Consider the following 23,250-nt stretch of genomic DNA (forward strand, 5'->3'; position numbering starts at 1 on the left):
ATGTTAGATGAAATCTCCTCCAAAGAAAAAGCTGCCATTCTTATTCGTACATTAGAAGAAGAAGTGGCAACGAAAGTCATTGAAATTATGACAGCTGAGGAAAAAGAAGTATTGCTTCGTGAGATTGCTAAGTTTCGCGTCTATAAACCGGAAACATTAGAGAATGTATTAGGAGAATTTTTATATGAATTAAATGTGAAAGAGCTTAACTTAGTGACGCCAGATAAAGAATATATTCGACGTATATTTAAAAATATGCCGGAAGATGAGCTGGAAAAACTATTAGAAGATCTTTGGTATAACAAAGATAATCCGTTTGAGTTCTTGAATTCACTTACCGATTTAGAACCGCTTCTTACGGTATTAAATGATGAATCACCACAAACAATCGCTATTATTGCATCTTATATTAAACCACAGCTTGCATCTCAATTAATTGAAAGGTTACCAGATCATAAGCGTGTAGAAACGGTAATGGGCATTGCTAAATTAGAGCAAGTAGATAGTGAGTTAATTGGTCAAATTGGTGATCTATTAAAAACAAAATTAAATAATATGGCATTTAGTGCAATTAACAAAACAGATGGTCTTAAAACGATTGTTAATATCTTAAACAACGTTTCACGCGGTGTCGAAAAAACAGTCTTTCAAAAACTTGATGAAGTGGATTATGAGCTATCTGAAAAAATTAAAGAAAATATGTTTGTCTTTGAAGATTTGCTTGGTCTTGAACCTCTTGCGCTTCGCCGTGTATTAGAAGAAATTACTGATAATGGCGTCATTGCGAAAGCATTAAAAATTGCAAAAGAAGAAATTAAAGAAAAACTATTTACTTGTATGTCTTCAAACCGTAAAGAGATGATTCTCGAAGAATTAGATGGCTTAGGACCACTGAAAATGACGGAGGCTGAAAAAGCACAGCAAACGATTACTGGTACGGTTAAAAAGCTAGAGAAAGAAGGAAGAATTGTCATTCAAAGAGGTGAAGAGGATGTCCTTATTTAAAAACAGAATTCCTAAGAATTCTGTTTCTTTTTCTGAGGAAACGTATGAGTTGCAATTTCCTAAACCGATGCAGGTTTACATGGAGGAAGAAATAGAAGTAGAAGTAGATCGTGCAGAATTAATTGCGCAGCAAGAAGCATTGTACGCTGAAATGAGCCAATTAAGAAAAGAAAAGAAAATGCTGCAGGAGGAACATAAACAACTTCTAGAGGAAAAAGAACAGTTCCAAATACATGTTCAAGAGCAAATAGAGCAGTTTGAAACGGCGCGTTTGCAATTTCAGAAGGAGCAACAAGAAACGGCGTATGAATGGGCTGAATTATTATGGAATCAATCAATTCAACTTGCCGAAAAAGTTGTCAATCAAGCAGTGGAGACACGAGAGTTAGATATTCTACCTATTTTAAAAGGGATTATTCAAACGCTTCCGACTTCATTTGAAAAGTTGATTATAACAGTTCATCCGGAAACATTTGAACGAATTGAAGAGGAAAAGGAAAATACGAAAGAATATTGGCTTTTGCAGCTTGTAGAATGGAAATATGATTTTTCTATGAAATTTGGAGAGTTTGTAATCGAAGAAGAAAAAGAGTTTTTCGAATTTAAATTCGCGCCTATATTTGAGAAACTTCGTCAAAAGTGGGAAGAACAAAAGTTATTTGAGGAGCAACACGTATGAGCAGCAAGTTGATGAATGAACATAATAAATGGAATGCATTTATCGAAACCCCATTTTATATAAAAAATGGAAAAGTTCATAGTGTACAGGAACAGTTCTTTATTTCAAAAGGACCGAAAGCAAAAATTGGGGATGTTTGTCTTGTGGGGGAACATCGTGTCTTATGTGAGGTCATTGCAATTGAAAAAGAAAACAATATGTTGCTCCCATTTGAACAGACTCAAAAAGTATGCTACGGTGATTCAGTAACGTTAATTGCTGAAGATGTTGTTGTGCCTCGTGGAGACCATTTACTGGGGAAAGTACTAAATGCGAACGGGGCGGTTTTAAATGAAGCAAATGAGAATGGACCGCTTCAAAAAGTAAAACTAGATGCCCCTCCAATCCATGCGTTTGAAAGGGAAGAGATTACCGAAGTTTTTGAAACGGGTATTAAATCCATTGATTCGATGTTAACCATTGGTATTGGTCAAAAGATTGGTATTTTCGCTGGTTCAGGTGTTGGTAAATCCACATTACTTGGAATGATTGCAAAAAATGCGAAAGCGGATATTAATGTTATTAGTTTAGTGGGAGAACGTGGTCGTGAAGTAAAAGATTTTATTCGAAAAGAACTCGGTGAAGAGGGTATGAGGAAAAGCGTTGTTGTTGTAGCAACTTCTGATGAAAGCCACCTTATGCAGCTTCGCGCAGCGAAGCTAGCAACATCAATCGCCGAATATTTTCGAGACCAAGGAAATAATGTACTACTCATGATGGACTCCGTTACTCGTTTTGCTGATGCAAGGCGAAGTGTTGATATTGCGGTAAAGGAATTACCAATTGGCGGAAAGACGCTTCTCATGGAAAGTTATATGAAAAAATTACTTGAGCGATCTGGTAAAACGAAAAAAGGATCGATAACAGGTATCTACACTGTTCTTGTTGACGGTGATGATTTAAATGGTCCGATACCAGATTTAGCCCGTGGTATTTTAGATGGACATATTGTATTGAAGCGGGAACTAGCAACACTTAGTCATTATCCAGCCATTTCGGTGCTAGATTCTGTAAGCCGGATTATGGAAGAAATTGTGTCGCCAAATCATTGGCAGCTTGCAAATGAAATAAGAAAAACACTATCTATCTATAAAGAGAATGAATTGTATTTCAAATTAGGAACAATTCAAGAAAATGAAGAAAATGCTTATATATTTGAATGTAAAAATAAAATAGACGATATAAATACATTTTTAAAACAAGGTCGAACGGACAGTTATCATTTTGATGATATCGTTCAAGCGATGCATCATATTATATAGAGACCTCATGTTTGAGGTCCTATTTTGTTTTTTTATTATTTCGCAGATTTTTTTGCAAAAAAACTATATAATAAAAAAAGGGAGCGTTATAATAGAAAGGGGTTATAAAAACAGGTGAACAAGCAACAGTATGATACGATAAAATGGCAAATCAATCAAGAAAAAGAGCATGTTTTGAAAGAAGTGTATGAATTAACAGCTGAAAAAAGAAAAACGGAACAAAGAAAAGAATATGATTTACGTGTTTTTCAGTCGCGTAGTAAAATCGTACAAACTGGAGAACGGATTATGGTTGGCATGCTTTCTTCTCATACATTTTCGCCTGAGAGAATAGAAGAATGGAATCGGAAAATACAAAAAATAGTTGGGTTTATTCAAAAAAATGAGAGTCTTTTAGAACAAATAAAAGAAAAAGAGCGTGTAATTGATGAAATGTATCAAGAAGATTGTAAAAAGCTTGTGAAAATACAAGAAAAGTTAGAAGAAAAAATGCTTCTTGATTTGAAAATGTGTATGAATGGATGAGGTGAATATAGTGATAGAACCTGTGTTGCCGGTGCAACCGAGTTTACCTCCGCAAAAAGATAGAGGGCTAGAAGTGCAGTCAAAAGATGAAAAATCTTCATTTATAAGTAAAATGAATGAACAAGACAAGAAACAGCCGAAAACGGAGAAAACGAAACAACAAGAAGTACCAAACGAAGAGAAGAAAGAATACGTTCTAGCAAAAAAAACTACAAAAAAAGAAGAACCAACTGTACAAAAAGAAGAAAAAAAAGAGACAGAACAATTATTGTTAGCTGTATCGGAGCAAATGGTTACAATTGAGCAATTACGTGCACAACCAGAATTGCTATATCAATACATACAAAAAATACAAGAGTTATATAAAGAGTATGGAAATATTAAATTGAATGAATTGCCAGTTGCCGAATTACAGCAGTTACAAGAGCTTCTTTCTAATATGAATATTAAAAATGCTATATGTTTAGAAGATACAATGCAAATAGCTTTAGAGAAGGTAGCGACACCAGAGAAAATGATACAAATAGTAACTATGGTCGAAACTGAGAGTTGTGATATTGGGAAGAAACAAGACGAGCAAAAGGAAGTAGAAGTGTCGAAAGCGGAAAGTGATGATGTGAATCTTGAATTACTGGACGTAGACCCGGGAACGACAGGAGCTGAATCATTCGGTAAGCCGCATATAGCAGGAACGGATCAAGCTGTAAAACAAAATGGTGGGGCGGAAAAGATAGCGCTACCTGACTTAGGAAAGAAAATGGAAGCGCAAGTTGAAGCATTACAAAAGTTTGTTGTCAAACAAGAACGCGTTTTATTTCAGTTGAATCCTGAAAAGCTAGGTACGTTAACCGTATTTATGAAAAAGCATGGGGATCAAATTGATGTGCATGTAGAAATGGAAAAACATGATGCAAAAAAACGTGTTGAAGTCATTTTTGAGGAATTAAAATTAAAATTAAAAGAAAAAGACATTCATATTCAAATTAGTTATTCAGATAAAGATGAGCAGCGTAAAGAGAAACAAGAACAGGACCAAAGACAACGACAAAAAACAGCTCATTCAAAGAAAGAGCAACAAGCAAAACAAGAATTTGTTGGATTATTGGAGGGATAAAACGTGCCAACAGTTGGATTAAATACAACGAGTACAAACCATATTCCATCACAAACACAGGCCAAAACAAAAGGGGCTTCTGCTGTTAATGGAACAGAGACGCAAGTTCAAAAATCAAATGAAACGAAATCAGAAACCGGTCAAATAATGTCTGGCATTATGGGAAAACAGGATTTCTTAAAATTATTTTTAGCAAGTCTGAAATATCAAGATCCATCCAATCCGATGGATATGAATCAAATGATGAATCAAACGGCACAATTTTCGCTTATGGAACAAGTGGAAAATATGACAAAAGCTGTTGATTTATTGCGCCAAACAGTGTCTACAAACCCGCTTGACGGAGGAATGAAATTTCTTGGTAAGTATATAAAAGGCGTGGATAGTGAAGGGAAACAGGTCACTGGTAAAGTTGATGTTGTTCGTCTTGCTGGAAATAACGAAATACAGCTTGCCGTCGGTGACCATATCGTTTCACTAAATTATGTAGTAAATGTTTCTGATGAACCAATTAAAGATAAACCAGATACAGATAAACTAGACACAGCAAATCTAGAAGATGACAAAACAAAAAGCGGTTCAATTATAAATAAATAGGGAGTGTACTTAAATTATGATTAAAGCATTATATACAAGTATTACAGGAATGAATGCAACGCAAAATGCATTAAGTGTTACGTCAAATAATATTGCAAACGCACAAACAGTTGGGTATAAGAAGCAAAAAGCTATTTTTGATGATTTACTATATAATAATTCAGTAGGTTCAAGAGGAAATAATATGTATGCTGGTACGAATCCGAAAAGTATTGGTAACGGTGTAAAGCTGAGTGGAACGTCTACAGATTTTAATAACGGTTCTATTACATTGGATGGTGGGAAAACGAATGTAGCCATTGAAGGTAGTGGTTTTTTTGCTGTAGGTGATTTGAACGGTGGAAATGTTCAATACACACGTAAAGGAATGTTTGGTGTGTCTGATAACTATTATTTAACAAATTCAGAAGGACAGTATGTTTTAGCTTATCCTGGTAATCCATCTACAGGTGAAGTAGACTTTAATCGTGCGCCAGGACCTATAAAAGTACCAATGGGGACGGCTGTTGGTGGAATTCAATCAACAAAAGGGGTTCTAAAGGGTAATCTTGATGCTGCAGAAAAAGGCGCAACTCAAGAACTTACAGTGTTTGACAGTGCAGGAAATGCATTAACTGTTCAATTTGCATTTACAAAAGATGCTGATCATAAGTATTCATATACAGTAAAAGTAAGAAATGATTCAAAAGGTGAAAAAGAATTTAAAGAAATTGATAAGGGAAATTTAGAATTTAATGAAGTTGGTCAAATGACAAGTGGTCAAACGAAAACATTCCAGTTTAATGGAAACCCTTCATTTACGCTTGATATGAGTCAAATCACGAATCATCCTACTAAAAATACGTTAGCTCCTTCAGATATTGATGGACAAAAGGCAGCAATTGTTAAAGATTGTCAGATAACAGAAGGTGGCTATGTAACAGCAAAATATGATGATGGTAGCAGTAGAATCATCGGACAACTTGCTGTAGTCATGTATCCTAACGAAGGTGGACTGATGAAAGTAGGGAATGGTAACTATGTGGATACACCAGCAGCAGGTAATCGTGTAATAGGGGTTTCAGGTCAAAATGGTGCGGGGACAATTCGTGCGGGTGCAACGGAAAGTTCAAATGTCGACTTATCTGTAGAGTTTGTTGATTTAATGTTATATCAACGCGGTTTCCAAGGAAATGCGAAAGTGATCAAAGTATCAGATGACGTATTAAATGAAGTTGTAAACTTAATCCGATAATTTGTACCGATGAAAAATTGTGATCATCGTAGAAAGGGTTTTTATTCGTATGACAAGACAAGAACGAATTTTACAATTGCCTTTTTTTCAAGATAAACAAGAGCTTGCCCAGCAAATTTTGCAATTAGAGCAAGAATCACATGTATATTTACCGGATCAATTTGTTATTAAGCAAGTGCCGCCTTATTCATTCGGTGAAAAGAAGGCAGCTATTGGTCGTATTTCTGAATTTTATTTTGTTAGTATTTCCAGCGGTAACACATGGAAATATCAAACATTTAAAGATGAAATGAAATGCCGTGAGTTTTTCATTATGCTTCCTGAAATTACAGATCAACAACTTGCTTTTTGGTTTAACAATATTGAACTATTAAAAGCGGCGTAGTATATTCTTATCAAAATCTATAATCAATAGTATATAAATACAAATTGAAAAAACGACATAAAACCTTTCTTTTTAGGCAGAAGATAGTATTTTCCTATGAATAGAAGTGGCCAAACACTATTCTTGTCCTATGTAAAACTAAAACAAAGAGAGAGAATGGGTACGAGGTTACTTTTTGTTCTGTAAAGCAGTGACTTATATGTTGAAAAATCAAAATGGATTTATATAGAAGGAGAGAAGAAGATATGGCGCAAAATAAGTACCGCGTTACATTCATTTCACCTAGTGAAATCGAACAGCGCACTGTAATGGCAGCAAATAGTTTGCCAAATTTAATTCGAAAAGTAGAAAGTATTATCGCGGATCCAAATGGTTACTTTGTTAATGATAAAAAGAACAATTGTTATTTTAAAGTAATTAAAGAAAACGTAACATTTATTCAATATGAGCTGCTATTCTCTGATAAAGAGATTCATGTTGAAAAATTAAAGCATATCGCCCCCGCTATATTGCAGCAGTTATTTCAAAAGGTAAATGACCCAGAACTGTATGCACTTTCTCTTCTTGATGTAGATGAAGCGACAAAAGAATATGTTTTAGCACAAATGGATTCTAATCTGCGTATTAAGGTGGAAACAGAGCTTGCAAAAACCTGGGAAGCACTTCCATCAGAGATTGCTGAGGCACAAGAAGTAGTACTCGAGGCACTTGCTTCATTTATAAAGGAATAAGGTTATATATACTTATCCCGCTATTTGTGGGCAGTAAGACTCCCACTTCAAAATTCGGCTGTAAAGCAAAGGAGTTGGGTGGGAGATCAACTGCCCGTAAAACCCTGATTGGTTCAATTAATAATCAGTGGGGGATGAATAAAGCCCCCACTGATTAAGGTTTCACTTTATCTATTTGTATGTTAATCTCATTCAAATAGGTGGTCTTTATGCCTATTAAAATTTAATAAATATATATATGGAATTATCGGAAAGGGAGCGACACCTATATGTCACAAGCGCAAAGTATTTTATTAGAAAGTGGAACAAATGAATTAGAAATCGTCACATATACTGTTGGTGAAAACCTATTTAGTATTAATGTAATGAAAGTGCGTGAAATTATTAATCCATTTCCTGTTACAACTGTGCCAGAAGCACATCATGCGGTTGAAGGTGTTGTACAAGTGCGTGGAGAAATTTTACCAGTTATTAATCTCGCAACGGCGTTGAATTTAAAATCATCTAAGCCGCTGGATCAAACGAAATTTATTATCTCAGAATTAAATCAAATGAAAGTCATTTTCCGTGTGGATGAAGTACACCGTATTCAGCGAATTTCTTGGGAGCAAATCGATGAGCCAGGTTCATTATCTATGGGATTGGAAGAAACAACATCAGGTATCGTGAAGTTAGATGGACAAATTATTTTATTATTAGACTATGAAAGAATTGTTTTTGAGATTAGTAATATAGGTTATGAAACACAAAAATTAGCAGGATTAGATCAAAAAATAGATCGATCTGAAAAGATTATATATATTGCTGAAGATTCTGCAATGCTACGTCAAATATTAGAAGAAACATTAACAACAGCTGGTTATAAAAAAATGCAATTCTTTAGTAATGGTGCAGAAGCATTAGCACAAATTGAAAAACTAGCAAAAGAACAAGGTGAAAATATGTTCCGACATATTCAGCTACTGATTACAGATATTGAAATGCCGAAAATGGATGGTCATCATTTAACAAAGGTAATTAAAGAGCATGAAATTATAAATAAACTACCAGTTATTATCTTCTCTTCTTTAATTACAAATGAACTATATCATAAAGGTGAATCTGTGGGAGCAAATGCTCAAGTAAGTAAACCAGATATTGAAGAATTAATTGGCCTTGTTGATAAACTCGTTTTATAAAATATTTTTTATTAGAGAGGGATTTCTCTCCTTTTGATATGTATTCCCCCACCTCATTTCCCTTTGGAGTTTGAGGTGGGGGTCTTACTGTTTGTTAATGTGTGATAAAGTAAAAATTATTTTTGAGTTTAAAAGAATAATCGACTGAAAATTTAACCGTATGGTATATTTTTGTTTTATTTTAATAGTTTTCATCATTTTTATACATTTTTATATGTTAATTATTTGACAGATAATTTAGAACTGTTATAATATGGATATGAAAAAATTCTATTTTTTTAGAAAGACATGGGAGTAATATGAGAATTGTGAAAGGATGAGGAAAAGTGGCACAGGTTATGTATCACCATATAGCAATTAATGTATTGAGTCTTTTACAAAACATGTCAAAAAATAAAAAAAATGATATAAAACTAGAAGCGGAATTTCAAAAAATAGAGAAGCAATTCCGAATTGGGTATGAAGAGTTACTTGAACTATATAATAAAATGGTATTGTTTCAAATGGACATTGAAACAATGGGGGGCATATTTGCATATGAGAAATCAACTATTACATGGTTAAAATCAGAACTAGAGCTTTTATATGCTGTTTATCAATTTTGTCAGCGTCACGGCTTAAACATTGCTAACATTTCAAAGTATGTGAGTAAAAAAGAACTGCAACTTTTTCAAAAAACGGAGAGTCAATTACAAAACACGTATTATAAATTAAAAAAAGAAGAAATACCATTTGCGGATATTAAGAAACAAAAACCAGGGCGAAAACGGAAATATGCACCTGTAAAAGAAACTAGCAAAGGGCAAAAGCAAGTACAAAGTCGAAGAATAAGTAAAGCGGTTTCAAATGAAGAAGTAGAAAACAATCTCGTGACAGTTTTATCAGGTATCGTGGGTAACTTTGAAACAATTAGCGAGTATAGTGAAAAAAAAGAACGTGAACTGCATCGATTTATGGAAGGAATCTATAAGCTTTCTAGCATGGCCGCAGAGCACGTGAAAGAAGAATGCGAAACCAATAATTTAGAAGGTGAATTAAAGTCCCTACGAGCTGAAAATGAACGACTACAGCGTGAAAAACAAGAGCTTTTCACAGATGTTAAAGAAATGACGCATCATCTTATTCATTTCATTACAAGCTCTGACATTGATCAAATTCGTACATTACCTTATTTTGTGAATATGTGTAAACAAGACTTGCATAAACTAGGATTATATAATGCACAAGACGGCAAAATGAAAATTATGGTCGATCGCAGTGGACAAGTAATGACAGTAACGCAATAAAAATTGGGTACAAAATAAAAGGGAGGTACATAGCTGATATGTATTTCCCTTTTGTTTTGTATGGAATCGTTCTAATAGAGTAATACAGCATATAGTTATGACTGCAATAACTTTAATATCATTTGCGGAATTTGATTTGCCTGTGAAATCATACTTAAAGCAACTTCTGTTAATAGTTTATATTTCACAAATCCGCTCATTTCTTGTGCCATATCAGCATCTTCCATTCGGGATGCTGCATCCGTCAGTGAAATACTTTGACTGTTCAGATTTTCAATGTTAAATTGCAGACGGTTAATCATTGATCCAAGATCGGCGCGGTGAAGTGATACACTTTGCAGAGCAACTTCGATTTTTGCAATAGCCGCTTCCGCTTCTTGTTTTGTTGAAATCTTGATGTCGTTTCGTTTAGGAGGAAGAAAAATATTGTTTTCTTTTATAGATATATCTATTGTATGGCCAAGATCATTAAGTGAAATGTTACGACTTTGTCCATCAAATACGGACAGATCATTAAACGCTGTCGTTTCACCAATGTAACCAATTTGTTTTACTAGTTGTTGAAACTCTTTATCTAGTAAATTGCGGTTCTCATTTGAGTTTGTTCCATTTGCAGATTGAACAGCTAAATTACGCATATGTATTAAAATGTTGGTAACGGTTTGTAGAGCCGCTTCCGCTGTTTGAAGCATAGAAATGGCGTCTTCATTATTACGTATAGAAACACGCATTCCCCGTACTCTTGCATGCATTCGTGTAACAATTGCAATATTTGCTGGATTATCAGAAGCGTTGTTTAGTTTCTTGCCTGTGGATAAATGTTCCATCGCTGTATTCATTTGTCTTTCATTTATATGTAATGATTGTAGCGCTTTCATACTAAGAATATTAGTACTGATTCGCATGTTTAGTGCACCTCCTAAAAAGAATATTATATTATTTAGTATAAGTAATTTTCGGTAATATTAGAATGCTTTATTGCAAATTTCCGGAATTTTATAATAAACTTTCAGCTTTTCAGAGTAAAAAATAGCATTATAATGGATTTTACTTGAGTAATTCAAGCAGTGGTATTCTGTACTTTTAAAATATTATTGAGGAGATCTATAACAGTAACCATGCAAATACTTTGCTATTTCCGTAATAAATGTAATTATTTTTTAAAAAAACATAAAAAATAATATTAAATATAATATAATGATAATAGGATTATAAATTATGACAACAAAAGGAGTACAATTGTTATGAAGCCTTATTTATCAGCATGTTTAATCGTAAAAAATGAAGAAGATATGTTACGAAGATGTTTAGAATCATTAAAGGGTGGAGTGGATGAAATCGTCATAGTTGACACAGGCTCTACGGATAAAACAAAGGAAATTGCGAAAGAGTTTACAGATAAAGTTTATGATTTTGAATGGACAAATGATTTTGCGGAAGCACGTAATTTCGCAGGCTCTCATGCAACAGGAGAGTGGATTTTAGCACTTGATGCAGATGAATGTGTGGACCTAGAGAATGTTGCTGCAGCAATAGAAGAAATTAAATCTCATAATAATAAATTCGATACATATACAATAGACATTATAAATTTTGTAGGTGAACGTGGGGAAAGGTCTGTCATTAATAAAATGGCAAGAATTTATAAAAATGACGGTACTGTTCATTTTGAAGGGGCGATCCATGAACAAATTGTAAGCTTAAAGAATCAGCGAAATTTAGCTGAATCGTTGTTAAAGGTTTACCATTATGGATATTTGTCAAATGTAGTGGAAAAGAAAAATAAACGAACAAGAAATATGAATATTATAAAAAAAATGTTACAATCTGAAAAAGAAAATGGCTTTACTTACTTTAATTATGGACAAGAGCTTAGAGCTTTAGGGAAAACAGAAGAAGCGCTAAATGCATTTATATCAGCTTATAAGTATAAAGGAGATATTTATAAGGAGTGGGTAGGAATATGTCTATTCTTCATTATTGAAAGTTTAGTAGAATTAAAGCGTTATGACAAAGCTTTAGTAATTATTAAAGATGCTGAGAAAGTTTTACCTACTGCACCAGATTTTCCATTTTGGAAAGCTGAAATTTATTTTAGGCAAAAACGTTTTGATGATGCTAGGGAAGTATATACCAATATTGTAATGGAGCGTCAGACATATAAAGATATTGTTTACTTGGTTGAATCACAGGCACTGTTACCATATTTACGACTTGGTGAAATATATAAGTATGAAAGACTGGATCAAAAAGCTTTACAATATTATGTTGAGGCATTAAATGAAAATAGTTCATCGCTTGAAGCTATTGCTAATGTTATTAAAATATTAAGCAACTATCATACACCAAAAGAAGTATATGAGTTTTTAAATAGTCGATGTATTATAAAAGCAGATGATATTCGTATTGAAATATTAAAGTTGATATTAGATTTAGGGTTAGGTGAATTAGCATTACTACTTACAAATGATTTTACAACTCAAGAACAATTGATGGTTTCTACGTTGCAGTTAAAAGCAAAAATGATTTTAGGACAAGAGTTATTACAATTTACAACAGAAGAATTGATGTATGGTGTAAAAACTGAAGTGATTGATGTAGCTGATCTTGCTGTCTTATATGAAGTAACAAACGATGCACGTGTTCAAAATGTGTTCGAAAATTCTAAATTCAAACATGTGTTTTATAGTATATTTAATGAGAAAAAACAAGGAAAAAAGATGAAACAAGTAGAATACTTGCCAATTTTAGATAAAGCGTTACGTTTTCAAAAACCTGAGTTTGCGGAACGGTTAATTTCTTATATAAATATATTCCCGAAACAAGTGTATGCTAAAGTTGCCGATTTGTTTTATGAAAATGGATATGAAGAAATCGCTTTGGAATTTTATGAATTAGCAGACGAAAACCATGTGACAAAGCAAGGGTATGTGAATATTATTGAATATTTATTGGCGCAAGGGAATGGAGAAGAAGCACATCGTATTGCTCTAGAGGCACTGAAGAAATTCAAGAAAGATTTTAGGTTTTATAAGTATGCGATTGAACTTGGACAAACGGAACAAAGATCAATTGTTACAAAATCTCTTCAGGAATTTCCAGATAGCAATTGGTTAAAGTTAAAGTAGATAGAATATTTTTAGAGAATATTATTAAATTCCTCTTCCATTGAAGGGGAATTTAATATGTTTACTTAGTATAATTAAAAAATCAAGTAAGGTAATATTTTAGTTAGTAAATAAGAAAGAACAAGGGTATCCTAAACGGAGTATATCCTTGTTCTTTCTTATATATTAAATGAAATACATCACAGTTTCCAAAATTCCTTCTGTATAGTGGCGTAGCACAATACGATAGTTTGGATTATATCGGAGTAAGAGCTGCGGAATACGCCAAAAATCTTCTTGTTTATGGTAAACGCATACTGCTAATTTTGGCTTATATGTTTTTATAAGTTGTTCAGCTCCAACTAATGTTTCATATTCAGTTCCTTCTACATCAAGTTTCATATATGTAACGCGTTCTTTAATAATATCATCAAGTTGTATTGTTTCAACAGTAATAGTTCCTTCATTAGAGAGTCCGCTAGCGGACTCTTTCTCATTATCAAAGAATGTTGTCATTTGTTGATTATATGTTGCATACGGATAAACGTGTACATTTGAATAATTTATTAATGCTTCTTTTGTAACTTCATATTGCTTAGGTGACGGTTCAAACACATGTACTGCTTTATAGTTCGGATTTAATGTAATAAATTGTTTTGTCGTTTCTCCATCATATGCACCGCAATCGATAAATACTTCTTTTTCACTAAATTGGAACACATCAAAATATTGGTCATGTAATTTACATGAGAAAACTCCCATTACTTTTGCATCAAAATTGTATCGAAAATCTGTAATGTGAAGTAATGTTTGACGAGAAAGTTCATCGTCTAACTTACTATACAACCAATCATATTGCTGGAGATTTGTTTGAATGTCCAGTGCGTTATTTTCACAAAATTTAACTTGTGGAAAATTCTCTGCATCATATATAACGAGATCGAAATACGTCAAAACATGAGAAATATTTTGTGATTCTAAACTATGAAGTGCAGTCACTAATCTAGCATCAAGTACGCATACGATGACTAGACTGGTTGATTCAATTTCAACTGTTTTATATACAGGAAAGCCTTTATATTTCTTTTCATTTGTATAATCATCAATAATACCAGCTACAGCTATACCTTGGGTTGAGAAAGCTTGTAAAAGTTGTGTTGCATAATTATTTCGCCCCATAATATATTTTGGGACAGAAGAATCGTATAGTTTTTGAAATAAGTGCTCTTTTTGTTTTAATATCATCGGTTTTTTATTTGTAACCTGAAACATATTATGTCATCCCCTCCAGTCAAGTAAACATTCAATATTATTTACATCAAAAGCGTGTATGTTTAATTGTTGTCTTACTTCTTGGCGCTCTGCAAAAGCGTTATCAATAAAAATAGTAGGTACATCGGTTTTCATATATTTGAATTTTTTATCACTTATATTCATATGAATAATTTTTGTGAATAAAGTAGGGTGAATCTTATATTTTTGTAATGTTGCATGTACATCATGTTCATGCTTTGAGATTAATATTAATTCTATGTTTTTATTTACACATTGATACAAAAATTGTACTAATTGTGTATTTATTTGTTCATTTACAATAAGAGTGTCATCTAAATCGATATAAACGCGCTCGTATTCAATATGAATGTTATATCGGTTAATAAAAGCTCTATCCATTTCGATAGAATAAGTATTTGGTTGAAATGCAATGTCAAATTCAGCAAAGTCAAGAATAGATAATAATGATAAATTGACATCCTTTCCAACTGTTAAAGCAGAAGTCCCCGCCATTCTGCTAGACACCTCTAGCAGTTTCCATTTTCCTGCTCTATCTCGTTTTATTTGGAAGAACCAATGTCCTCGGAAAGATAGATGCTGATTTAATGTATTAGCAATAAATTGTATGTCTTTTGACGCTTCTATTACTGTAGAACGAACACTTACACCAGCTAATGTTCGTTCACGTGTGCGGGGGCTTATGCAACGTAATAATCCGTGTCGGTCTGTAAAACAGTCAACACTTAGTTCATCACCTGGCAAATGCTCGCAAATTAATAGCTTCGGATTTTGCTTGAGATAAAATTGTAATTCCTCTTTATTGTTTGCGATATATGCTCCTTTTCCTCCTTGTCCGTCATCAGGCTTTAAAAAAACAGGGTAGTCGGTAATATCATCATCTGTTGCGTATGTAGCCGGGGTAAATGTATAGTCCATAAATTGCTTATATGTTAATGATTTGTAACGACATATACGTACCGTATTTATATCAGCGGCAATAACGGTTGATGATAGCTGTAATTCATGTTCTTTTAAATATAAAGCGACCGTGTCATGCGTTGGAATAATGAAGTCAATATGATGCTTTTGTAATACATCATTAAATTGTCGTAAAAAATCTTCGTCTGCAATATTTGGCAAGTCTCCGATATAGTTTTTATAAATATAGCTTCCGTGGTCGTCAATACTAGAAGCGCCAAAAAGATTAATTCGCACAGCATGGCGTAGTGCGAAATTAATGTCAATGGCTACTTGTGATCCACAAGGAAAGACAAGTACGTTTAACTTCATATGTAGGCCCCCAATCCTTTATTTAAGACAGTATGTTTTTTACAGTTTGTACAATATATCGCATTTCTTTTATGCTATATCGTTGATCAATCGGTAACGGAACTAGATATCGAGTCAGTTCATGCTCAAACCAATTGGGCTTTGTATATTGTAAAACTTCTTTCCAGTATGTTGCTACGTATATATTGTTGCTTATTAATAACTGTTTAATATTTTCTTGCCGAACGAATAGTGGATAAACCATAGGGCCGTTTAAATTGTTGGTGTCCCATTCTAACTCATTTATTGCTTTCAGTTCATTGTGTATATACTGAAAGTTATCGTTGCGACGTTTTTTTACTTGTTCATAGTTAATACTTTGCAACATGCGTTGTGTTAAGTTTGACATACGTTTAGGTGCTTCATCTGTAAGTATTTTTTCATTCTTTTGATATAATGTATAACTATCATTTGCGGAAGAATCAATTCTTTTTGCTAAAAATTGTAAGCGGCTGAAAGAAGAGTCCTTGGGCAGTTTGTCCTCCAATTTTACATTTGTGTATAAATACCCACCATCCGGAACACCAAAGAATTTTCGGGGTGAGTAGATGGTATTAGTCTCTTCAATCGGGGATTCAAAAAATGCTTGTGTGTTATCAACAATAACGTTGTTAATATTACTAATTACTTTTTGTACATTCTCCCCACAAAGTCCAAAATAATTGATATATAGAAAGTATTCGTTCTCATCTACAATTTGATGAAAAATTGGATAGAATTTTTCATCAATGTTATAAAACTCATAATCTATATGTAGAGCCGAAATAGGTTCTAAAATACAGTGACACATATAATGAGGAAGGTATATTTTTTTTGTTCGGTTTGTTTTTAATAAGTAATGTAAAGCGCTTCTAGCCTTGTTGAGACGAATGGCTTGAGTATGGTATTCGCCTTTGTGTGGCAATTCTAGCTCAAAAAAACCGCCAATTTCTTTTTGTATCATATGTTATAACACCTCGTATTGATTAAGTATCATTTTTATTTCATCTTTTGAGCAAAACATTAACAAATCAATAATAGATAGACCTGCTTCAAATGAGCGGTGGCCTTGTTTATATACGATTTCCTCCATTTTACTTTGAAGAAAAGTCAATACAATTCCTTGATCACTAAATTTTTGAGGATCAAACAATTCTTTCCCACTAATTGGATTAATATACTCGGTTGCGTTCAATTGACTACTAATAGTTAATGCCCATTCTCCAGCATCCGTTACCTCGGCATAATTAAAGTTTGCTTGAGATGAAATTTGATAAGAAAATGATATTTCTAAATAATCACATATAGTTTTTAAAATATGTATATTTAATTCAGTGATGTTGTTTGTATTAATAGATAAAGCATTTTCAACAATTTCCATACAGTATGTATAATAGGGTGCTTTTTTCTTATAATGAACAAGTTGATTTATAATTTTTGATTTCCAATTGGTCATATTGTTAATTTTAATATTTTTAATTAAACCTTTATGACTATGTTTTTCTAAAGGAACAATAATATATTGCCAACCTTCTGTTGGGTGTAAAATTCGGTTCCGATTAATCCAGCCATGTCTAATAAATTGAATATCATCAAACACAACCCAGTGATCAACATGCTGAATGAGTTGAAAGTATCCTATGTAAGGGAAAAAATAAGGTTGCATAATTCCTAATTTCATCATAACACCTCCGTAATTATTTTGGATTACCAGTGCAATTATTTCCAGTGCAATTGATTAGCAATTGTATTAAAGACCATTGGATAGCTTTCAGCGATGCTTGTCAGTAATCGTAAGGCATTTTGTCGATCTTTGTTCCACATATTTGAAAAACGCCAGTGTACAAAAACATATATTCTATTGAGGAGCCATTGTTGTAGCTTTGTATCATCTAATCCCATGTTCAGTGCCTTATCATGTAACTTTTCAAGTTCTTGGATTGTAGAAAGGTCTGTGTCCCTCGGCATGTTTGAACTTAAACTATTAGCATGTATGCGATAAACACCGACATAATCTGAGATAAAGGCAACATCTCCTAATAACATAAGATTTAAATATAAAAATAAATCTTGACATTCAGTGTCTTCCAAGAAACAATTTCTTTTTATTGCATCTTCTCGGCGATACATCGATGTTAATACACTTGTAATATGAGGATATCGCTCTGTTTCATAATTTAAAAAATAATCGATTCCATTTGTAATAGGTGGTATATCCACATTTGTATATTCTACTTTTCCAGATTTAGTAAATAGTAGTTTTAAATTTGCGAATACGAGTGACACATTGGGGTTTTCTTCAAGTAAACTTACTGCTTTACTAATATAGTTGTTCTGTGTTAAATAATCATCATGATTGATTCCCAATATGTATGTTCCATCTGAAAGCTCATATAATAATTTGCGGCCATTTTCTTTGGGACCTAAGTTTACAGTATTACGAATATATCTTACTTTAGAATTATGGTTGTATTGTTTCATCATTTCTTCTGTTCCATCACTTGAACAATCATCAGAAACGATAATCTCAATGTTTTCATAATCTTGACGTAATACACTATTTATTGCTTCTTGTAAATAATCTTTCATGTTGTAAGTAGGTATAATGACACTCACTTTTGGAGTGCTAGTTTTGAATATTTGTTTTTCACTTTCAAGTTTAGAAATTCGATCGTTTACACGTAAAAGAGATTGAGAGATATTTTTTTTGAATTTCATATCATTTGTATATTCACTTGCTTTTCGATAATAAAAGTTAGCTTCCTTCCATTCTTGTTTTCGTTCCATGAGTTGTGCAAATTGATATAATAAGTCAGAGTCTTTATCGTTAATTGTCAAACCCGTTTGAAGCAATTGTTCCGTTTTTTTAAGTTGTTTTTCTTGGAAAGCGATCATTGCTTGCATCGCATAAATAGAAGCGTCATTAGGTGCAACTTTCTGTAATTGTTCTAACAAGATAGTTGCTTCATGATTCATATTCTTTTCTATTAATAATTTTATATTTTGTTTAATAGATTTTTTAATTTCATCTATATTGTGCATATCCTTTTAATTTCATCCTTTCTTTTTCGCGTCTACTAGCTTATCATAATGTATTTCTGCAATTATGTTGCAAATCTTTTTTGCATCATGTAAAGACAACGCTCCATACAATGGTAATACTAAAATGCGTTCGGCTACTTGTTTAGCAATTGGCGTTTCCCATGAATCGAATTGTTGGTGATAGCATGTGAAGTCGCTCGTTAATGGATAAAAATATTTTCTTGTAAATACGTTATATCCTTTTAGCTTTTCATATAATTCGTCTCGACTATTCCCATAGCAGTGTTCATCTATTTCAATTGAAAAATAGGAATAATTATACTTAACATGTTGTTCGTCGTCTACATAGCGAATGCCAGGAATATGTTGTAAGTACTCACGATATATCTGTGTAATTTTTTTTCGTTTTTTAATTTCTTCTGATATATAATTTAAGTTTATAAGCCCCATGGCTGCTTGAAACTCATTCATTTTACCATTTAAACCAATTAATTCTACATTTTCAGGTCCGTATATACCAAAATTTTTATATTGATTGAATACCTTTGTGAAATGAGGATTGTGGTATGTTAGTATACCCCCTTCAATAGAATGAAATATTTTTGTCGCGTGCATACTAAACATACATACGTCTCCAAATGTTCCAATACTTGTTCCGTTAACACGGACACCGAAAGCATGTGCCGCATCGTAGATTACTTTCAAATTATATTTTTTTGCGATTCTCTCAATTTCTACCACATTACAAGGGCGACCAAATACATGTACAGGCAGAATTGCTGATGTACGTTCTGTAATAAGGGCTTCTATTTTCGTAACATCTATATTATAGTCATCTTCACGAATATCACAAAAGACGGGTGTCAATCCATTCATTACAATAGCATGAGTGGTTGATACAAACGTAAAAGGAGTTGTAATTACTTCCCCTTGTATTTGTAATGATTTAATTGCAATATCTAATGCCATATGGCCATTCACAAACAGTGTGTTATGTGGTACAGATAAGTATGATTGTAATTCTTTTTCAAACTGTTGATGGAATGAACCGTTATTCGTAATATAATGAGTATCCCAAAGTTGTTGGATTGTATCTGCATATTCCTGAAACGGAGGCAGGAAAGGGCGAGAAACTAGAATTGGTTCAGGAAATGTTTCTTGTTTTTGTAATGTTGTTATATTTTCCATTGTATGTATTCCTTCTAACTTCTTATTATTTATATACAAAAATGTTAAATGGTTAATAGTGGTTTATATTGTGTATTATAGTACTCTTTATATTGTCCGGAAATAATCTTTCTCCACCATTTTTCATTTTCTACATACCATTGAATTGTTTGTTTAATACCAGCATCGAACGTATGCAGAGGAGACCAACCTAGCTCTGTTTGTAGCTTCATAGAATCAATTGCATAGCGTCTGTCATGCCCAGGACGATCTAGTACATATTGAATGAGCGATTCTGACTTTCCAAGATACGTTATAATTTTTTTTACAACAGCAATATTTGTATATTCATTATTACCACCAATATTATATACTTCTCCGATACGCCCGTTATGTAGTATAAGGTCTATAGCACGGCAATGGTCTTCTACATGTAGCCAATCGCGCACTTGTAAGCCATCACCATATATAGGAAGAGGTTTATTGTGTAAAGTATTAATAATCATAAGTGGAATTAATTTTTCTGGAAAATGGAACGGTCCATAGTTATTAGAACAGCGTGTAATATTAACCGGTAAACCAAATGTTTCATAGTAGGCACGTACAAGTAAATCAGCACTCGCTTTACTCGCGCTATAAGGACTATTCGGCGCTAACGGTGTATCCTCTGTAAAAAAGCCAGTTTCTCCTAACGTTCCATATACCTCGTCTGTTGAGATTTGTACATACTTTTTTACGCCGTATTGTTTTGCGGCGTGTAATAAATGTTGAGTTCCTTGAATGTTTGTTTGTGTAAAAATATCTGGTTGTGTAATACTACGATCGACGTGAGATTCCGCTGCAAAGTTGATAACGTAATCAAATGCTTCTGTCGCAAATAGATGATTAATGAATGAGTAATCTGTAATATCTCCTTTTACAAATGTATAAGATGATTCATTTTCAACAGTTTGTAAGTTTTCAAGATTTCCCGCATATGTTAATGCATCTATATTTACGATATGATAAGTAGGATACTTGCTTATTATATAGCGGATAAAATTACTGCCAATAAATCCAGCTCCACCTGTGACTAATAGTTTCATAATGACAACTCCTGTATGTATGATGTAGTAGAGTGTTCTAGCGTAGCTTGCTGTGCAATTTTAAATAAATATTGACCATATTGGTTTTTTTGTAATCGTTCGGCATATATTAACAATTGTTCTTTAGAAATATAGCCCATTCGAAAAGCGATTTCCTCTAAACAAGCTACTTTTAAGCTTTGTCGTTTTTCGATTGTTTCAATAAATTGTGATGCTTCTAATAGTGATTCATGTGTTCCTGTATCTAACCAAGCGTAACCACGGCCTAAAATCTCTACATGCAACTCACCTAATTGTAAATATTTTTGATTAATATCGGTGATTTCTAACTCCCCACGAGAGGAAGGAGTTAGACTTTTTGCAATATCTATGACACGATTATCGTAAAAGTAGAGTCCAGTTACTGCATAGTTTGATTTTGGAATATTAGGTTTTTCTTCAATCGATATAACTTTTTTATATTGATCAAATTCGATGACACCAAAGCGTTGTGGGTCATTTACATAATATCCAAAAATAGTAGCGCCAGTTTTTTGAGCAGCAGCTTGCTGGAGAAGAGGGGTTAACCCTTGTCCATAAAATATATTATCTCCTAAAATAAGAGCGACGTTATCATCACCGATAAACTCTTCTCCAATTAGAAATGCTTGTGCTAATCCATCAGGTGATGGTTGTATCGCATAAGAAAGTGAGATACCTAATTGTGATCCATTTCCAAGTATTTGTTCGAATTTAGAAATGTCTTGCGGGGTAGAAATAATTAAAATTTCTTTAATCCCAGCTAACATAAATACGGATAAAGGATAATAAATCATTGGTTTGTCATATATTGGTAACAATTGTTTTGAAATTATTTGGGTGAGAGGGTACAATCTTGTACCACTACCACCAGCAAGAAGAATGCCTTTCATGTTTTAAATCACTCCTAACATGTCTTTTTTAGAAATACAATTGTCATTTTACAATGTATGAATGTGATATTTATAAACAGTATTGTAGCTTTATAACAACTGAAATTGCTAACTAACAGTGTACGTTTAATAAAACGTTTGTCGATACGATTTTATACTATATTATTCTTATATTATATAATAATTTTTACATTAAAATGGAATGAATTTTTATAAATGTTATTTTGCAATGTATGAATGTGATATTTATAAACAGTATTGTAGCTTTATAACAACTGAAATTGCTAACTAACAGCGTGCGTTTAATAAAACGTTTGTTAATACGATTTTATACTATATTATCCTTATATTATATAATAATTTTTACATTAAAATTGAATAGATTTTTATAAATGTTATTTGCAATGTATGAATGTGATATTTATAAATAGTATTGTAGCTTTATAACAACTGAAACTGCTAACTAACAGCGTACGTTTAATAAAACGTTTGTCGATACGATTTTATACTATATTATTCTTGTATTATATAATAATTTTTACATTAAAATTGAATAGATTTTTATAATTGTTATTTTGCAATGTATAAATGTGATATTTATAAACAGTATTGTAGCTTTATAACAACTGAAATTGCTAACTAACAGCGTGCGTTTAATAAAACGTTTGTCAATACGATTTTATACTATATTATCCTTATATTATATAATAATTTTTACATTAAAATTGAATAGATTTTTATAAATGTTATATTTTGTGTAAATAAAGGATTTCTTTTCTTGTAGGAACTCTTTAATTTTTGACCTGCAACATTGCTGTTAGTTCTCATTGAGCTTGATCGAAGCCTAAATGGCAGTGAGTTGTGAAGCACTGATTGTACGTTTCAAATTGTGAAACAAGAAATTTTTCTAATGATTCCTCATTTTGGAATTGTTCTTTGCGTTTCGTATATTTTTTGATTTGCTTGTTAAACGCTTCAATTAAATTTGTTGAATAAATACTTCTCTAAATAGGATTTGGAAAGGTATAAAATGTGAAAAAATATGGATTCTCAAAGGTGAAAGAGGTTTAGAGTCTACTTTGCATATTGGAGATTTTCCCACATCAATGAGCATAAATGACGAAGGTGAGATATTTTAGATACTATATATCCAACTGTATTAAAAAGCTGTATATAATAATGGAAGAAAATAAGATAGAGAAGAATTTTTTATCTACGGGTAAATAGCGTTTTATTGTATAAAAAAGAGTATGCTACAGTGAAGAATTGATGGAAAATAAAAGGGGAAGAAAAATTAAAAAGCCTTTCAGCAAAAGTATA

The 23,250-nt window shown here is 32.6% G+C and carries 21 protein-coding genes and 1 pseudogene; 12 read left to right on the top strand and 10 right to left on the bottom strand.

Annotated features, from left to right (window positions below):
* From CO726_RS08235 to CO726_RS08285, 11 genes are all read left to right on the top strand, one after another.
* Window positions 1-1,005, top strand: a complete 1,005-nt coding sequence (locus CO726_RS08235) for a flagellar motor switch protein FliG (protein ID WP_098760460.1) — start codon at window positions 1-3, stop codon at window positions 1,003-1,005.
* Window positions 992-1,684, top strand: coding sequence for a FliH/SctL family protein (locus CO726_RS08240; RefSeq protein ID WP_099683920.1), 693 nt, complete (start codon window positions 992-994; stop codon window positions 1,682-1,684). Before CO726_RS08235 ends, CO726_RS08240 begins: the two co-directional genes overlap by 14 nt.
* Window positions 1,681-2,985 (top strand): flagellar protein export ATPase FliI, encoded by a 1,305-nt coding sequence (locus CO726_RS08245; protein ID WP_099683921.1) that lies wholly within the window; start codon window positions 1,681-1,683, stop codon window positions 2,983-2,985. The genes CO726_RS08240 and CO726_RS08245 overlap by 4 nt, the downstream gene beginning before the upstream one ends.
* 114 nt (window positions 2,986-3,099) lie before the next feature.
* The gene (locus CO726_RS08250) at window positions 3,100-3,510 is read left to right on the top strand and encodes a cytoplasmic protein (protein WP_099683922.1); all 411 of its coding nucleotides are present in this window, start codon (window positions 3,100-3,102) and stop codon (window positions 3,508-3,510) included.
* Window positions 3,503-4,624, top strand: a complete 1,122-nt coding sequence (locus CO726_RS08255; protein WP_136699472.1) for a flagellar hook-length control protein FliK — start codon at window positions 3,503-3,505, stop codon at window positions 4,622-4,624. Before CO726_RS08250 ends, CO726_RS08255 begins: the two co-directional genes overlap by 8 nt.
* A gap of 3 nt (window positions 4,625-4,627) precedes the next feature.
* Window positions 4,628-5,221 carry a flagellar hook capping FlgD N-terminal domain-containing protein gene (locus tag CO726_RS08260; RefSeq protein WP_099683923.1) on the top strand — a complete coding sequence of 198 codons (594 nt, stop codon included), beginning with the start codon at window positions 4,628-4,630 and terminating at the stop codon, window positions 5,219-5,221.
* 16 nt (window positions 5,222-5,237) lie between these two features.
* The gene (flgE, locus tag CO726_RS08265) at window positions 5,238-6,455 is read left to right on the top strand and encodes a flagellar hook protein FlgE (RefSeq protein ID WP_099683924.1); all 1,218 of its coding nucleotides are present in this window, start codon (window positions 5,238-5,240) and stop codon (window positions 6,453-6,455) included.
* 49 nt (window positions 6,456-6,504) lie between these two features.
* Window positions 6,505-6,840, top strand: a complete 336-nt coding sequence (locus tag CO726_RS08270; protein ID WP_099683925.1) for a DUF3964 family protein — start codon at window positions 6,505-6,507, stop codon at window positions 6,838-6,840.
* 245 nt (window positions 6,841-7,085) lie between these two features.
* Window positions 7,086-7,571 (top strand): FliG C-terminal domain-containing protein, encoded by a 486-nt coding sequence (locus CO726_RS08275; RefSeq protein WP_099683926.1) that lies wholly within the window; start codon window positions 7,086-7,088, stop codon window positions 7,569-7,571.
* A 269-nt stretch (window positions 7,572-7,840) separates the two neighbouring features.
* A complete protein-coding gene (locus CO726_RS08280; protein WP_098760451.1) occupies window positions 7,841-8,749 on the top strand; it encodes a chemotaxis protein in 909 nt (302 codons plus the stop codon).
* A gap of 338 nt (window positions 8,750-9,087) precedes the next feature.
* Window positions 9,088-10,035: a DNA-binding domain-containing protein gene (locus tag CO726_RS08285; RefSeq protein ID WP_099683979.1), complete on the top strand. Its 948-nt coding sequence runs from the start codon at window positions 9,088-9,090 to the stop codon at window positions 10,033-10,035.
* A 95-nt stretch (window positions 10,036-10,130) separates the two neighbouring features.
* On the opposite strand, the gene CO726_RS08290 is transcribed toward CO726_RS08285, so the two are convergent.
* Window positions 10,131-10,940: a flagellin N-terminal helical domain-containing protein gene (locus tag CO726_RS08290; RefSeq protein ID WP_099683927.1), complete on the bottom strand. Its 810-nt coding sequence runs from the start codon at window positions 10,938-10,940 to the stop codon at window positions 10,131-10,133.
* Between the two features lie 339 nt (window positions 10,941-11,279).
* On the opposite strand from CO726_RS08290, the gene CO726_RS08295 reads away from it, so the two are divergent.
* The gene (locus tag CO726_RS08295) at window positions 11,280-13,163 is read left to right on the top strand and encodes a tetratricopeptide repeat-containing glycosyltransferase family 2 protein (RefSeq protein ID WP_099683928.1); all 1,884 of its coding nucleotides are present in this window, start codon (window positions 11,280-11,282) and stop codon (window positions 13,161-13,163) included.
* 165 nt (window positions 13,164-13,328) lie between these two features.
* Here CO726_RS08295 and CO726_RS08300 read toward each other — a convergent pair whose 3' ends face one another.
* The 9 genes and pseudogenes from CO726_RS08300 to CO726_RS08340 all read right to left on the bottom strand — a co-directional run.
* The gene (locus tag CO726_RS08300) at window positions 13,329-14,414 is read right to left on the bottom strand and encodes an FkbM family methyltransferase (RefSeq protein ID WP_099683929.1); all 1,086 of its coding nucleotides are present in this window, start codon (window positions 14,412-14,414) and stop codon (window positions 13,329-13,331) included.
* A gap of 6 nt (window positions 14,415-14,420) precedes the next feature.
* On the bottom strand, window positions 14,421-15,707 hold the full coding sequence (locus CO726_RS08305) for an ATP-grasp domain-containing protein (RefSeq protein ID WP_099683930.1): 1,287 nt from the start codon (window positions 15,705-15,707) through the stop codon (window positions 14,421-14,423).
* Window positions 15,708-15,729: 22 nt separating this feature from the next.
* A complete protein-coding gene (locus tag CO726_RS08310) occupies window positions 15,730-16,689 on the bottom strand; it encodes a hypothetical protein (protein ID WP_099683931.1) in 960 nt (319 codons plus the stop codon).
* Between the two features lie 3 nt (window positions 16,690-16,692).
* Window positions 16,693-17,406 (bottom strand): WbqC family protein, encoded by a 714-nt coding sequence (locus CO726_RS08315; protein ID WP_169513024.1) that lies wholly within the window; start codon window positions 17,404-17,406, stop codon window positions 16,693-16,695.
* A gap of 38 nt (window positions 17,407-17,444) precedes the next feature.
* Window positions 17,445-18,767, bottom strand: a complete 1,323-nt coding sequence (locus CO726_RS08320) for a glycosyltransferase family 2 protein (RefSeq protein ID WP_099683933.1) — start codon at window positions 18,765-18,767, stop codon at window positions 17,445-17,447.
* Between the two features lie 12 nt (window positions 18,768-18,779).
* Entirely contained in the window at window positions 18,780-19,955 is a 1,176-nt protein-coding gene (locus CO726_RS08325; RefSeq protein ID WP_099683934.1) for a DegT/DnrJ/EryC1/StrS family aminotransferase, read from the bottom strand.
* 44 nt (window positions 19,956-19,999) lie between these two features.
* Window positions 20,000-21,019: a dTDP-glucose 4,6-dehydratase gene (rfbB, locus tag CO726_RS08330; protein ID WP_099683935.1), complete on the bottom strand. Its 1,020-nt coding sequence runs from the start codon at window positions 21,017-21,019 to the stop codon at window positions 20,000-20,002.
* Entirely contained in the window at window positions 21,016-21,930 is a 915-nt protein-coding gene (rfbA, locus tag CO726_RS08335) for a glucose-1-phosphate thymidylyltransferase RfbA (protein WP_099683936.1), read from the bottom strand. The genes rfbB and rfbA overlap by 4 nt, the downstream gene beginning before the upstream one ends.
* A gap of 824 nt (window positions 21,931-22,754) precedes the next feature.
* A pseudogene (locus CO726_RS08340) lies at window positions 22,755-22,979 on the bottom strand (transposase); the annotation flags it as partial.
* Window positions 22,980-23,250: the final 271 nt, after the last annotated feature.

This window comes from Bacillus fungorum (assembly GCF_002746455.1).
Classification (GTDB): Bacteria; Bacillota; Bacilli; order Bacillales; family Bacillaceae_G; genus Bacillus_A; species Bacillus_A fungorum.

Excerpts from the sequence above, each read along its gene's own strand:
- flgE (WP_099683924.1), top strand. The coding sequence starts at position 5,238 with ATGATTAAAGCATTATATACAAGTATTACAGGAATGAATGCAACGCAA.
- CO726_RS08275 (WP_099683926.1), top strand. The coding sequence starts at position 7,086 with ATGGCGCAAAATAAGTACCGCGTTACATTCATTTCACCTAGTGAAATC.
- CO726_RS08305 (WP_099683930.1), bottom strand. The coding sequence starts at position 15,707 with ATGAAGTTAAACGTACTTGTCTTTCCTTGTGGATCACAAGTAGCCATT.
- CO726_RS08280 (WP_098760451.1), top strand. The coding sequence starts at position 7,841 with ATGTCACAAGCGCAAAGTATTTTATTAGAAAGTGGAACAAATGAATTA.
- CO726_RS08255 (WP_136699472.1), top strand. The coding sequence starts at position 3,503 with ATGGATGAGGTGAATATAGTGATAGAACCTGTGTTGCCGGTGCAACCG.
- CO726_RS08300 (WP_099683929.1), bottom strand. The coding sequence starts at position 14,414 with ATGTTTCAGGTTACAAATAAAAAACCGATGATATTAAAACAAAAAGAG.
- CO726_RS08270 (WP_099683925.1), top strand. The coding sequence starts at position 6,505 with ATGACAAGACAAGAACGAATTTTACAATTGCCTTTTTTTCAAGATAAA.
- CO726_RS08315 (WP_169513024.1), bottom strand. The coding sequence starts at position 17,406 with ATGAAATTAGGAATTATGCAACCTTATTTTTTCCCTTACATAGGATAC.
- CO726_RS08290 (WP_099683927.1), bottom strand. The coding sequence starts at position 10,940 with ATGCGAATCAGTACTAATATTCTTAGTATGAAAGCGCTACAATCATTA.
- rfbA (WP_099683936.1), bottom strand. The coding sequence starts at position 21,930 with ATGAAAGGCATTCTTCTTGCTGGTGGTAGTGGTACAAGATTGTACCCT.
- CO726_RS08240 (WP_099683920.1), top strand. The coding sequence starts at position 992 with ATGTCCTTATTTAAAAACAGAATTCCTAAGAATTCTGTTTCTTTTTCT.
- CO726_RS08285 (WP_099683979.1), top strand. The coding sequence starts at position 9,088 with ATGTATCACCATATAGCAATTAATGTATTGAGTCTTTTACAAAACATG.
- CO726_RS08320 (WP_099683933.1), bottom strand. The coding sequence starts at position 18,767 with ATGCACAATATAGATGAAATTAAAAAATCTATTAAACAAAATATAAAA.
- rfbB (WP_099683935.1), bottom strand. The coding sequence starts at position 21,019 with ATGAAACTATTAGTCACAGGTGGAGCTGGATTTATTGGCAGTAATTTT.
- CO726_RS08245 (WP_099683921.1), top strand. The coding sequence starts at position 1,681 with ATGAGCAGCAAGTTGATGAATGAACATAATAAATGGAATGCATTTATC.
- CO726_RS08235 (WP_098760460.1), top strand. The coding sequence starts at position 1 with ATGTTAGATGAAATCTCCTCCAAAGAAAAAGCTGCCATTCTTATTCGT.
- CO726_RS08325 (WP_099683934.1), bottom strand. The coding sequence starts at position 19,955 with ATGGAAAATATAACAACATTACAAAAACAAGAAACATTTCCTGAACCA.
- CO726_RS08310 (WP_099683931.1), bottom strand. The coding sequence starts at position 16,689 with ATGATACAAAAAGAAATTGGCGGTTTTTTTGAGCTAGAATTGCCACAC.
- CO726_RS08295 (WP_099683928.1), top strand. The coding sequence starts at position 11,280 with ATGAAGCCTTATTTATCAGCATGTTTAATCGTAAAAAATGAAGAAGAT.